At 35.4% G+C, this 12,895-nt stretch carries 12 protein-coding genes; 3 read left to right on the plus strand and 9 right to left on the minus strand.

The window, feature by feature from the left end:
* The first annotated feature begins 13 nt into the window (after positions 1-13).
* Positions 14-1,006, plus strand: a complete 993-nt coding sequence (gene dusB, locus AABL85_RS08160; RefSeq protein ID WP_341309758.1) for a tRNA dihydrouridine synthase DusB — start codon at positions 14-16, stop codon at positions 1,004-1,006.
* Between the two features lie 219 nt (positions 1,007-1,225).
* Here the strand turns inward: dusB and AABL85_RS08165 are convergent, their stop codons facing one another.
* The 5 genes from AABL85_RS08165 to AABL85_RS08185 all read right to left on the minus strand — a co-directional run bounded on the left by AABL85_RS08165 (position 1,226) and on the right by AABL85_RS08185 (position 7,508).
* Positions 1,226-1,813 (minus strand): type 1 glutamine amidotransferase family protein, encoded by a 588-nt coding sequence (locus AABL85_RS08165; protein ID WP_341309759.1) that lies wholly within the window; start codon positions 1,811-1,813, stop codon positions 1,226-1,228.
* A 107-nt stretch (positions 1,814-1,920) separates the two neighbouring features.
* Positions 1,921-2,748 (minus strand): mechanosensitive ion channel family protein, encoded by an 828-nt coding sequence (locus tag AABL85_RS08170; RefSeq protein ID WP_341309760.1) that lies wholly within the window; start codon positions 2,746-2,748, stop codon positions 1,921-1,923.
* Between the two features lie 20 nt (positions 2,749-2,768).
* Positions 2,769-3,968 (minus strand): aminopeptidase C, encoded by a 1,200-nt coding sequence (locus AABL85_RS08175; protein ID WP_341309761.1) that lies wholly within the window; start codon positions 3,966-3,968, stop codon positions 2,769-2,771.
* 574 nt (positions 3,969-4,542) lie between these two features.
* Positions 4,543-5,367 carry a hypothetical protein gene (locus AABL85_RS08180; RefSeq protein ID WP_341309762.1) on the minus strand — a complete coding sequence of 275 codons (825 nt, stop codon included), beginning with the start codon at positions 5,365-5,367 and terminating at the stop codon, positions 4,543-4,545.
* A gap of 239 nt (positions 5,368-5,606) precedes the next feature.
* Positions 5,607-7,508 (minus strand): S9 family peptidase, encoded by a 1,902-nt coding sequence (locus AABL85_RS08185; RefSeq protein ID WP_341309763.1) that lies wholly within the window; start codon positions 7,506-7,508, stop codon positions 5,607-5,609.
* Between the two features lie 305 nt (positions 7,509-7,813).
* Between AABL85_RS08185 and AABL85_RS08190 the strand changes: the two genes are divergently transcribed.
* The gene (locus AABL85_RS08190; RefSeq protein ID WP_286414137.1) at positions 7,814-9,058 is read left to right on the plus strand and encodes a dicarboxylate/amino acid:cation symporter; all 1,245 of its coding nucleotides are present in this window, start codon (positions 7,814-7,816) and stop codon (positions 9,056-9,058) included.
* Positions 9,059-9,078: 20 nt separating this feature from the next.
* Entirely contained in the window at positions 9,079-9,777 is a 699-nt protein-coding gene (locus AABL85_RS08195; RefSeq protein ID WP_286414136.1) for a DedA family protein, read from the plus strand.
* Positions 9,778-9,937: 160 nt separating this feature from the next.
* Here the strand turns inward: AABL85_RS08195 and AABL85_RS08200 are convergent, their stop codons facing one another.
* The 4 genes from AABL85_RS08200 to AABL85_RS08215 form a co-directional block, all read right to left on the minus strand.
* On the minus strand, positions 9,938-10,279 hold the full coding sequence (locus AABL85_RS08200) for a 2Fe-2S iron-sulfur cluster-binding protein (protein ID WP_041894611.1): 342 nt from the start codon (positions 10,277-10,279) through the stop codon (positions 9,938-9,940).
* Positions 10,280-10,281: 2 nt separating this feature from the next.
* Positions 10,282-11,334, minus strand: coding sequence for an NAD(P)/FAD-dependent oxidoreductase (locus AABL85_RS08205; protein ID WP_006264571.1), 1,053 nt, complete (start codon positions 11,332-11,334; stop codon positions 10,282-10,284).
* A 118-nt stretch (positions 11,335-11,452) separates the two neighbouring features.
* Complete coding sequence (locus AABL85_RS08210; protein WP_006259788.1) at positions 11,453-11,692, minus strand: NifU family protein; 240 nt, start codon at positions 11,690-11,692, stop codon at positions 11,453-11,455.
* 21 nt (positions 11,693-11,713) lie between these two features.
* Complete coding sequence (locus AABL85_RS08215; protein WP_286414132.1) at positions 11,714-12,844, minus strand: Mrp/NBP35 family ATP-binding protein; 1,131 nt, start codon at positions 12,842-12,844, stop codon at positions 11,714-11,716.
* Positions 12,845-12,895 lie beyond the last annotated feature (51 nt).

Here is a 12,895-nt window from a genome sequence, read left to right on the forward strand (position 1 = left end):
TTCTAGAACTAATATGATTAAAATAGGCAATATAGAACTTCCTGATCATCCATTACTTTTAGCGCCAATGGAAGACGTAAGTGACCCTCCATTTCGCCGTCTTTGTAAAAAACACGGGGCTGACTTAATGTACTCAGAATTTATCTCTTCAGAAGGATTGATTAGAGATGCGATGAAAAGTAAGATGAAACTAGACATTTTCGACTATGAACGCCCTGTAGGAATACAAATATTTGGAGGTGATGAAGAGGCAATGGCAGAATCTGCTCGAATCGTAGAGACTGTACAGCCAGATTTAGTGGATATTAACTTTGGTTGTCCTGTAAAGAAAGTAGTGTCTAAAGGCGCTGGTGCGGGTGTATTAAAAGATATTGATTTAATGATTCGCTTGACGAAGGCAGTAGTGAATAGTACTAACCTACCTGTGACAGTAAAAACTAGACTAGGATGGGATGAAGACTCTATCAATATAGATGAAGTAGCTGAGCGATTACAGGATGTAGGTGTTCAGGCATTGACTATTCATGCACGTACTAGAGCGCAGATGTATAAGGGACACTCGGACTGGACACATATAGAACGTATTAAAAACAATCCTCGTATCCAGATTCCTATCTTTGGTAATGGAGATATAGACAGCCCTCATAAAGCTTTAGAGTACAAAGAGACTTTCGGATTAGACGGTATGATGATCGGTCGTGCTGCTATCGGATATCCTTGGATATTTGATGAAATTAAGCATTTCTTTAATACAGGAGAACTATTGCCTCCTCCTACTATAAAAGACAGATTAGATGCCGCCAAAAATCATTTAATATGGTCTATGGAATGGAAAGGCGAACGACTAGGTATCGTAGAGATGAGACGTCACTATACTAATTACTTTAAAGGTATCCATGGTTTTAAGCCTCATCGTTTACAGTTGGTTACTACAGATGACCCTATCGAGTTATTATCCTTATTTGATAGAATAGCAGAAGAATATAAAGACTACGTAATAGAGTAAATCTTACACACATAAAAAAAACCACCTAACAATAGGTGGTTTTTTTCTTTTTCAAAACAATTTCTATGCTGCAATCCCTAGTTCATGGACTTACTACATAAAATTATCTACATAATTACTAACGCATAATTATGCTATCACTAACTATACCAAAATAATCTCAGAAACGAACTTTTTTATTGGTTTCTATTTACAAACGCATTTCTTGTTCCGTTAGTATTACGCCGCTGGAAAAATACCATATTTAAACAGCTGAAACCATCTATCTACATATTCACTATTAAATTCTAGCACCTTCATCACTTCTCTACTAAACTCTGTAGCTCCTACACCACTAGCTGTTACTACATTCTGATCTCTAACCACGAGCTGATCGACATAGTTCATCTCTCCGCGATAAGTAGGTACTAACCCCTTCATATAGAACAAGGCATTACTCGTATGCTTCACATAGTCTAACATTCCTTTCTGTGCTAAATATAGCGTAGCTCCGCAAATAGCAGCTATTGGTAACTGGTATTTATAAATCCCATAAACTACCCTATCAATAGCATTAAAGTTATTTGTACTCTTCTCCCACATCTCTCCTCCTGGCAGTATTAAAAGTTTCAGAGTAGAGATGTCTATATCCTCTAGACTACAGTCTACCTTTACCTTTAATCCTCCTACCGAAGTAACATCAGCACCTGTATCAGAGACAGTTAATACCTGGTATCGACTATCTTGTATTAATTCAGGCATCAGATATCCAATCTCCCAATCTGAATATCCATCAAATAAGTAAATGTAAATATGATTTGCTTCCATCTTCTTCTTTTTTTCAAAGATATAGAAATATTATATCAACCGAATTAAACTAGTCGCTACAAATCATAGCAAAAAAAACTCCTTTCAAATTGAAAGGAGTTTTAATCTTATTTTGTTTTATCTGATATAATATGCAAATCTCTTTGTGGAAATGGAATCTCGATATTTGCCTCATCTAAAGCATTTTTCACTATCTGCTGTATCACGAATACGGTATCCCAGTAATTAGCTTTATCCATCCATACACGTACATTTAAGTTTACAGAGCTATCCGCTAAACTGTTCACAAAAATGATAGGCTTCGGATCTTGTTTGACTGCTTCATGTTTGGCAAGAGCCTCTTGGATAACATTCTGTGCTGTCTTAATATTAGCATCATACGAGATACCTACTACGAAGTCATAACGACGAGAAGTAATATCACTATAATTCGTAATTACCGAGTTAGCCAACGGCCCGTTTGGACAATAGATCTTTAATCCTGTAGCTCCAGTTATCGTAGTATAAAGCAGGTCTATTTTCTCAACTGTTCCTTCTACACCTCCAGTGTTAGAGATATACTCTCCTACTTTAAAAGGCTTAAACAACAAGATCAACACCCCTCCAGCAAAGTTAGATAAACTCCCCTGAAGTGCTAGACCAATAGCTAAACCTGCAGAAGCAAATATCGCTAAGAATGAAGATATCTCAATTCCCATAGTATTAGCAGCAGTCAACAGTAATAGTATATACAATATCGCCTGTATAATACTCAACAAGAAACCTCTAAGAGACTTCTCCATATCACGCTTTTCAAATCGATGGCGTAAACCTCTTAAAACAGCTTTAACTATAAACCCTCCAATAATTAATATTAGAATTCCTACCCCAATTTTAGGTAGAGCTCCCATAATATTAGTTATCATATTCTCTAATCCTCCAGCAAATTTTTCCATAACAATTTTTTAATTTCTATTTACAATTTCATTTTTTTAGCTATTCCCTTAGGGATACCATCTTTATGGATCATGATATCCGTCGTTTTATACTTCACGAACTCTTTACTCATATACATATATCCTTTATAGTCATTCGTAGTTCCCCAAGAGTTCTTGATGATATAGTACTCTCTACCTTTTTGATCTTTAGCGATACCTACGATGTGCATCCCGTGATCATCTGTAGTCGTATAGTTATCGAATGCCTCTTGACGCATCTCAGGAGTAACTTTTCTCTCTGGTTTTGGCCCGTTAAACATTTCTTCTTTCTCTTCAGCAGACATATCCTCCCAATCCTTTTCAGGAACGAAAGCTACACCATTTTTCCAGCTAAAATATTTCTCACTCACATCACCAGCCCATGCTACAGTAAAACCATTATTCACTGCGTGATCGATGATCTCTGTTAGCTCCTGCATCGGTACATTATACACTTGATTAAAAGCCCAGTTATCAGGCACTAATAATACGAACTTCTCATACATAGGGTAATTTAGGTCTGATCCTATCTCTACATAATCATCAGCGTTGATTCCTATTACATCTTTTGCAAAGCTCTGTGGAGTATACTTTTTACCTTCCCATGTAAACTCCTTAGGAGCCTCTCCTAAATAAGCATCGATAGCTGCTGTATACGCTTTCTCCCAGTTCGGAGTTAATTTTTTATTAGGGTTAGACACTACTGCTTTTAAGATACCCTCTTGTACCGCAGCCATCTCTCCAAATTTATTAATAGTCGTTCCATAATTCAGTCCATCATATACAGACTGAGGCACTGCCCCATACATTCTATACATATTCATCACATCGTGGAACGCACCACCATCCCCTAGCGTTACAGCACCATGCATTCTTACATACATTTTCCCTTTTTCGATATATGCATTACGAGCAGAGAATATCTGAGAAATCTCTACAGGACGTTTTCCCATTCTCATCATTTCTGACTCGATAAATGAGTTCGCTGAATAAGACCAGCATGTCCCAGAAGAACCTTGATTCTTCACAGAAGTGTTTTCAATATTCACTACATCCGTAAACGTGTAAAGCTCTTTACTCTTTGCACTTGCATTTAATTTTAATGAGTTTACTAAATTATCCTGAGCTACAGTAGTAACAGAATATCCAGCTGAAAGCATAAGGGCTAAAACCCATGCTTTTAATTGATTTTTATACATATCGTTAGGTTTGTTAGAATCGTAAAGATAAAAAAAGTGATTTAAACAGCCTTGCATTAGCTTCTTAAAATTAGGTTTATTGTAGTGATTAACTTGAGTAAAGATTTCATTTCACCTAAATCTCTAAACTAAAAAAACACCTCTACACAACATATAGACTCCTCTACGCAGCTCTTAATCACCCTCTCACACATCTTAATTCCCTACCATTATCTAAGTCTGTATATTAGTTATTTCTCTTATCTATTTTCTTTCATACTGCATTTCGTTCTAATTAAGACCTGTATTATTCGCTGTGAAGACAGGATGAGTACGTAGTGACTCCGTAGTAAGTCCACAATAACTCCGTTATTTGACGTAAAAACAACGGAGTCAATATAGAGATAAACCCCACATATCATCGACTCACTAGAAAGGAAAACAATTATAATATTTAAAAAACTTTATTCAACAGTAAAACAGTATCTCTGCTTAAGTGAATAACTAAAAGACGAATACTTCATAGTTCACTAATAATAACAAAAAAAGCCCTTAGATTATCTCTAAGGACTTCTATATTTAAAAACAGAGTCATTTATTTCTTATATTCAAACATTACTCGTCCACTCTCTGAATAAGGAATATACTTAACTTCATTCTGGAAGTTATAATCTCTCTCAATACCAATATTAGTAACTACTGCTGACTTAGGGTATAATTGTTCATCGAAGTCATAAGTAACAGTAGTGGTACGAATAAGTGTACCGTCTTCTAAGTATACTTTCCCTTTAACCATATTATTAACCGAGATTAATTCGCTTAACAGCTTGTTTACTGGATTACCTGTAGCATCATTAAATATAACATTTACCCCTTTTATTGCATCTATTATCCCCATAGCTCTCATAGTATGGAATGTAAAGTTAGGGTTATTATCATACTCTAATTCTAATATCCCTTGTTTAGTACCACCTAATTCTTCAAACAAATATTCATCGTAATACATAAGAATTTTTGTAGGATTTCCTTTTTTATCATACTCAAGTACTTTCCCATATTTATATAAACTCTTATTGCTGTCTAATAACAATTGAACAGGGAACAAATCACCTCCTGCTTTTACTTCAGTCAGCTTTGTTTTCTCTTCATACTTAAATGTCGCCTCTCCTACAAAGTATTCATCGTTAGACTCATTTCCAACTACAGAAGTAACTTTAGAATCATTATCATAATTCACATTAAACGTAAGTTTATCAGCAGGATGTGCATCATCAACAGTAACTACTTGACTAATAAGCTTAATATTCTTATTAGGAGGAGTAACACCTCCATCACCATTACCAATACTATTATCATCTGAACTACATGATACTCCGACAAATGCAAGTGCTGCTAAAGCACTAAAAATAATCTTTTTCATAGCTATTATATTTTATGCAAATTTAAGTTAACAAGCAGCTACTTTAGACAGATGAAATAATTATTCCATTTTTATCACAGGAATATCCTCTCATTTACACTAATTACCATATTTAAAAGTTCTTTTTAACATAAATAAAACAATTATACCTAAACGATAAAATAAAAATATTGACATAAAAAAACAGTGTATCTCAGATATCAGAGATACACTGTTTTTAACTATTAGTGTACTATATATTACAACGTTTCTTTCAACCAACGGAAGAATTCACCTTGCCATACTTGTGCATTTTGTGGTCTTACCACCCAGTGATTTTCATCAGGTAAATATAAGAATCTACTTTTCACTCCTCTTAATTGAGCAGCTTGGAACGCTTCTTGTCCTTGTCCAATTGGCACACGGTAGTCTTTACCGCCTTGGATAATTAAGATAGGTGTATTCCACTTATCTACATTATTAATCGGGTTAAAGTTAGTGTATGCGTTCTGAGCATCTTTATTATCTTTTTCCCAGTATGCTCCACCTGTATCAAAGTTAGGGAAGAACACCTCTTCTGTAGTACCATACATACTTACTAAATCAAATACTCCACAGTGTGAAATAAACGATTTGAAACGGTTCTCATGGATACCTGCTAAGTAGAATACTGAATATCCTCCATAACTAGCTCCTACAGCTCCTAATCTATCTCTATCTACATATTTCTCTTTAGCTACGTCATCGATAGCTGCTAAGTAGTCTTGCATTGGTTTTCCAGCCCAGTCTTTAGAGATCGCTTCATTCCACTCTACCCCATGTCCTGGCATCCCTCTACGGTTAGGAGCGACTATAATGTATCCCTCTGCAGCCATTAACTGGAAGTTCCAACGGAAAGAATAGAACTGAGACAATGCTGACTGCGGTCCTCCTTGTGCATATAATAACGTTGGATATTTTTTGTTTGGATCAAAGTTAGGTGGATACACTACCCAAGTAACCATATCTTTACCATCCACAGTCTTCACGATTCTCTTCTCACTCTTGCTCAATGCAATCTTAGAATAAGCATCATTATTCACTTTAGTCACTTGATTCCAAGTCTTCTTAGCCATATTATAAGCATATACCTCAGAAGCATGGTTAAAGTCTGTACGAGTCACTAGTGCTACATCTCCTGTCACATCTACGATACTCGTCACATCAAAGTTACCATCAGTGATTTGTCTTACATTAATAGCGATACGTGTTCTACCAGGGAAGTTCACTTCGAACAACTGTACAGTACCTCCTACAGCTGCGATAAAGTAAATCTTCTTACCATCTTTACTCCATCTGTAGCTATCTACAGTACCGTCCCATCCTGCAGTAAGGTTCATTTTGATTCCATTATAGTCTACAATGATATCATTCTTATCAGCCTCATACCCATCACGCTTCATCTGTAACCAAGTTAGGTGTCCTTCTGGAGAGTATGTAGGATGTGTATCGTATCCTTTATTTTCTTCTGTTAAGTTCTTAGTCTGTTTAGTAGCTAAGTCGTATAAGTATAAGTCAGTATTCGTACTTGTAGCGTACTCAGTACCGAATTTCTTTTTAGACACGTATACGATACCTTTACCATCAGGAGTCCACACATAGTCTTCGTCTCCACCGAATGGCTTCTGTGGTGAATCATAAGGTTCGTTACCTAAGATATCTATCTTAGCGTCTTTATTATCTATAGGAGCATATAATACGTGGTTATGTGTACCATCGTTCCACGTATCCCAATGTCTATAATCTAATCCATCATATACATATGCATCAGACTTCTCCATCGCAGGATATAGGTCTTTACCTAATACTTTATTGATTTTTACAGCCTCATCAAATAAAACTAATTTTCCATCAGGAGAAATGTTTTTATCATTAAGCAAGTGTTTGTATTCCTTAATTTCAACAGGAGTACCTCCAGTTACAGGAATTTGATAAGTCTTAGAATCAAACTTATCTTCTGTCATATTAGCGTGGCTTACTTTGTAGATTAAGTTTTTACCATCCTTAGTAACTCCTACTGGACTTACTCTACCTAATTTCCACAAAAGCTCTTTAGTCATTACTTCTTGAGAAAAAGTAGCTAAACTCGCTAAGCTTAAAGCAAATAAGAATATTTTTTTCATTGTTAGGGTTTTATTAAAGCGTAAAAATAGGCTTTTCTTTTGATTTTGTTCAAAAGTTAACTAATTCTCTTAGTCTAGACATTCTTTCTTATACAAACAACAATAAATAGTGTACTCTTATAAACAATGCACTTCTATAATACTGACTGTACATTTAATTAATAGTATTATTGATAATAAAAAAGTAAAAAAAACAACCTAAACGATAATAATTGAATTTCACATCATTATAGTACGTTATTTTTTTTTTAAATCGTCTTGATTTGAAAAAAAAAGAGGTATTTTCACGCTCAAATTTGATTTACATGAAAAACAATAAACTTTTTATAGCGATCATCATTGCGCTAGTACTTGGTGTAATCGTAGGAAGTATTTATCATTATTCATTCCCAGAATACAAATTAGGATTTGCAGAAAACATTAAATTACTAGGTACTATTTTCATCCGTTTGGTACAGATGATTATTGCTCCACTAGTATTCTGTACTCTAGTAGTAGGTATTGCCAAAATGGGAGATATGAGTATGGTAGGCCGTGTAGGTGCTAAAGCTATGGGGTGGTTTATCTCAGCTTCATTAGTCTCTTTAACGATAGGTTTAGTATTAGTGAACTGGTTCAAACCAGGTGTAGGAGCTAACTTTGATTTAAACAATGTCTCTGGAGCAAATGACTTATTGTCTAAAACAGACTCATTAAGCCTACAATCATTCGTAGAGCACTTAATTCCAAAAAGTATATTCGAAGCCTTTGCTCATAATGAAATTCTGCAGATAGTAGTATTCTCTGTATTCTTTGGAATCGCACTATCTACATTAGGGAAGAAAGGAAAATCAGTAATCAAATTATTTGACAAAATATCAGAGGTAGTCTTAAAGATGGTAACCTATATCATGTGGACTGCTCCTCTAGGTGTATTAGGGGCTATTGCTAGTGCAGTGGCACTCTATGGCCTTTCTATTTTCTTAACGTATGGTAAATACTTACTAGCATTCGCAGCAGGATTAGCTATCTTATGGGCTGTCTTAATCTTAGTAGGGTATCTAATCATAGGTAAAGATGTATGGAGACTATTAAAAGCCATCAAAGAACCTCTATTAATAGCATTCTCTACAACAAGTAGTGAAGCTGTATTTCCAAAATTAGTAGAGCAATTAAAAGCTTATGGTTGTTCGCCAAAAATCGTATCATTTACCTTACCTTTGGGCTACTCATTTAATCTAGATGGAAGTATGATGTATCTAACATTCGCTTCTATCTTCATTGCTCAGATATATGATGTACACATGAGTCTAGCAGATCAAATCCTGATGTTGTTAGTACTTATGGTTACGAGTAAGGGTGTAGCTGGTGTACCTCGTGCATCGCTAATCGTTATCGTAGCTACCTGTGCTATGTTTAATATCCCTCCAGAAGGAATTGCGTTTATTTTACCGATTGATCACTTCTGTGATATGGGAAGAAGTATGACTAATGTATTAGGAAATGCTTTATCAACTGCTGCAATAGATAAATTTGAAACAAATAATGAACAAACTAAACAATTAAGTTAGATTACAGAACATAAAACACTATGGACGAATTTTCAATAGCACAACTTATAAACCCTGAATTCTATATAAACTTACAGATAGCAGGACATTCAATAGGTATATATGTCGTATTATTTATTGTATTTGCAGAGACAGGCTTATTCGCAGGTTTCTTTTTACCAGGAGATAGCTTATTATTCTTATCAGGTATATACAGTACAGCCCTAATGGCTGAAGTAGTACCGATAGAAAGTGACTTCTTAAATGTAGCCTTATTATCTACTCTAGTCGCCTTGGCAGGTATCCTCGGTAACAGTTTTGGATATTGGTTTGGTAAAAAGAGTGGTAACTACCTCTACAATGTAAAAGACAACTTTATATACAAGAAGAAATACTTGTACGAATCTAAAGTGTTCTTCGAGAGACATGGAGGAAGAGCAATTATATTTGCACGTTTCTTACCAGTAGTAAGAACATTCGCTCCTATTATTGCTGGTATTGTACACATGGATATTAAAAGATTCATGTTATACAATGTTATAAGTTCTTTCTTATGGGCTACTACACTAATCTTTGCAGGTCATTACCTACAAGTATGGTTGTTAGACAGCTATGATATAGACTTAAAACACTACATTGAATACATTATCTTATTCTTAGTACTAGTTACTACATTGCCTATCGTAATGAAAGTGATCAAAAGCAAGAAGAATAATAAAGAAGAAAGTGAAGAGATATAATAAATAAAAAAGGAAGTAAAGTACGTTCTACTTTACTTCCTTTTTTTAATCCTTTACAGCTACTTTTAATAAGAAAAGATCTCTATACATGAGACCATAAAATAAGGCTTGTATCGTATGATACAAGCCTTATTTTATTAAGATATATTAAATCTCTATTCTATCCTATCGGTGCGATTTCGAAGACTAATCCTTCTACTCTCTCATCTACAGGTATCTGACAACTTAGTCTACTAGTAGGTTTAACATTACGAGCATCCGAATCCAACAAAGCATCTTCTTCGTCACCCTTCTCTGGTAATTCTACTTCATCTCCATTAATCATATAGCATTGACAAGAAGCACACATCAACATACCTCCACATATACCAAATGTTCCGTCTTCTGCTAGTTCATAAGCACGAACAACTTCCATCATATTCATCCCCATATCCGTTGGGGCATCTATAACGTGAGTCTCACCTTCGCGATCGATAATGGTTACTTTAATATCCTCAGCCATAACTAGTCTATAGATTTCACTACTGCTTTTTCTGCTTCTTTACGCGTACCATCGAATCCGTTGATACCAGATACAGTAGTATATTTTAATACAAATTTCTTACCTGGATTCAACATATTGAATACACTCTGACACATCAAAGTCGCTTCGTGGAATCCACATAGAATTAATTTTAATTTACCAGGGTAAGTGTTGATATCACCAATCGCGTAAATACCAGGTATATTCGTTTGATAATCCAATGCATTATTTACTTTAATAGCATTCTTCTCAATCTCTAATCCCCAATCTGCAATAGGTCCTAACTTAGGCGTTAAACCAAATAATGGAATAAAATAATCACAAGCTATTTCGCGTTTCTCTCCATCGATATCTACGACAACTGCTTCTAATTTATCTGTCCCTTTTAACTCAACAACTTCTCCTGGAGTTAACATATTAATCTTTCCTTGGTCTTTAAGAACCTGTACTTTTTCTACAGAGTCTAATGCTCCGCGGAATTCATTACGTCTGTGTACCAGACTTACTTCAGCAGCTACATCTGCTAAGAAAATACTCCAATCTAGAGCAGAGTCACCACCACCAGCGATAACTATTTTCTTACCAGCGAACATCTCTGGTTTTTTAACAAAGTATTCTACTCCTTTATCTTCATAGAATGCAAGATTCTCTATTTCCGGTTTACGAGGTTCGAAAGACCCTAGACCACCAGCAATAGCGACTGCTTTACCATGATGTTTTGTCCCTTTGTTAGTTGTAACGATAAACGTACCATCTTCTAACTTCTCAATATTTTCTGCTACTTCATTTAATGTAAAACCAGGTTGAAACTGCTTTATTTGTTCCATTAAATTATCTACTAGCTCACCAGCTCCAACGCTAGGATATCCTGGGATATCAAAGATTGGTTTTTTAGGATACAATTCCGTTAATTGTCCTCCTGGTTGTGGAAGTCCATCGATAAGATGGCATTTTAGTTTTAATAATCCTGCTTCGAATACAGCGAACAGACCAGTAGGGCCCGCTCCAATAATTATTATATCGGTCTCAATCATGATGTAGTTCTTTAGTGCAAAGTTATTCTTTGCGAAATTTATTAAAAATGATAAAAGTCAATCTTAAGTAACTAATGCCAGCAAAGGCATAAATCACTCAAGATTGACTATGTTATTTTTATCCCACATTAACTACAGATTCGATCTCTGGAGCATACTTTTTAATCGTTGTCTCTACTCCAGCACTTAAGGTCATTTGATTAACACTACAAGCTGTGCAAGCGCCTTCTAAGCGAACTTGTACAACTTTGTCATCTTGAATATCAATAAGAGTGATATCTCCACCATCTGCTTGTAAAAATGGACGGATCTCATCTAACGCCTTTTCTACATTCTGTTTTATAGTTTGTGATGCCATATATTTTTCTTGTATTAAGTCTTATTTTTTAGCAACTGATGAACACCCTGCCATCGTTGTAATTTTGATAGCTTCAGTAGCAGGTAATGACTCATTTCTCAGCACTACTTGTTCTACTACATTTCTACTTAAATCTTCAAATACTTTTGCGATGATCGTATCGTTTTGTAACGCTGCTGGACGACCATAATCACCAGCCTCACGGATACTCTGTACGATAGGCACTTCTCCTAAGAAAGGAACATCTAAGTCCGCTGCTAAATTCTTAGCACCATTCTCACCGAAGATATAGTATTTGTTATTAGGTAATTCTTCTGGAGTAAAGTACGCCATATTCTCAACGATACCTAATACAGGAACATTGATACTCTCTGACATAAACATTGATACTCCTTTTTTAGCATCAGCTAGCGCTACTGCTTGTGGTGTAGATACTACTACAGCTCCCGTTATAGGAAGAGACTGCATAATAGATAAGTGAATATCTCCTGTACCTGGAGGTAAATCTAATAATAAGAAGTCTAATTCACCCCAATCAGCATCAAAAATCATTTGATTTAATGCCTTTGCTGCCATAGGTCCTCTCCAAATTATTGCTTGATCTCCTTTTGTAAAGAATCCGATAGAAAGGATCTCTACTCCATACGATGATACAGGTTTCATCTTAGAACGTCCATCTACTTCTACCGAAATAGGTTTAGCTCCCTCTACGTCAAACATAATTGGCATAGATGGCCCATAAATATCAGCATCTAATACCCCTACTTTAAAGCCCATATTAGCCAAACTAGCAGCTAAATTAGCAGTAACTGTAGATTTACCTACTCCTCCCTTACCAGAAGAAATAGCAACAATGTTTTTAATACCAGGAATAGCTTTTCCTTTAATCTCAGGCTTTTCAGGAGCCTCTACTTTTATATTTACTTTTACTTTCGCCTTGTCATATACTTGATCGTGAATTACTTTCATCACGTCAACTTCTGCTCTTTTCTTAATGTGTAAAGCTGGTGTACTTAGTACTAAATCTACTACTACTTCGTCTCCGAAAGTCATTACATTACTTACAGCTCCACTCTCCACCATATTCTTTCCTTCTCCAGCTAGAGAGATACTCTCTAGTGCCTTAAGGATTTCTTTTCTATCTAATTTCATTATATGCGATTCGTTTTCAACAATTTAATATAAATTCTGACTAACGCAAAT

Source organism: Myroides odoratimimus, from assembly GCF_038039805.1.
Lineage (GTDB): Bacteria > Bacteroidota > Bacteroidia > Flavobacteriales > Flavobacteriaceae > Flavobacterium > Flavobacterium odoratimimum_B.

What these genes read in the sequence shown, in the direction of transcription:
- dusB (WP_341309758.1), top strand. Translation starts at nt 14, where the DNA reads ATGATTAAAATAGGCAATATAGAACTTCCTGATCATCCATTACTTTTA.
- AABL85_RS08165 (WP_341309759.1), bottom strand. Translation starts at nt 1,813, where the DNA reads ATGGAAGCAAATCATATTTACATTTACTTATTTGATGGATATTCAGAT.
- AABL85_RS08170 (WP_341309760.1), bottom strand. Translation starts at nt 2,748, where the DNA reads ATGGAAAAATTTGCTGGAGGATTAGAGAATATGATAACTAATATTATG.
- AABL85_RS08175 (WP_341309761.1), bottom strand. Translation starts at nt 3,968, where the DNA reads ATGTATAAAAATCAATTAAAAGCATGGGTTTTAGCCCTTATGCTTTCA.
- AABL85_RS08180 (WP_341309762.1), bottom strand. Translation starts at nt 5,367, where the DNA reads ATGAAAAAGATTATTTTTAGTGCTTTAGCAGCACTTGCATTTGTCGGA.
- AABL85_RS08185 (WP_341309763.1), bottom strand. Translation starts at nt 7,508, where the DNA reads ATGAAAAAAATATTCTTATTTGCTTTAAGCTTAGCGAGTTTAGCTACT.
- AABL85_RS08190 (WP_286414137.1), top strand. Translation starts at nt 7,814, where the DNA reads ATGAAAAACAATAAACTTTTTATAGCGATCATCATTGCGCTAGTACTT.
- AABL85_RS08195 (WP_286414136.1), top strand. Translation starts at nt 9,079, where the DNA reads ATGGACGAATTTTCAATAGCACAACTTATAAACCCTGAATTCTATATA.
- AABL85_RS08200 (WP_041894611.1), bottom strand. Translation starts at nt 10,279, where the DNA reads ATGGCTGAGGATATTAAAGTAACCATTATCGATCGCGAAGGTGAGACT.
- AABL85_RS08205 (WP_006264571.1), bottom strand. Translation starts at nt 11,334, where the DNA reads ATGATTGAGACCGATATAATAATTATTGGAGCGGGCCCTACTGGTCTG.
- AABL85_RS08210 (WP_006259788.1), bottom strand. Translation starts at nt 11,692, where the DNA reads ATGGCATCACAAACTATAAAACAGAATGTAGAAAAGGCGTTAGATGAG.
- AABL85_RS08215 (WP_286414132.1), bottom strand. Translation starts at nt 12,844, where the DNA reads ATGAAATTAGATAGAAAAGAAATCCTTAAGGCACTAGAGAGTATCTCT.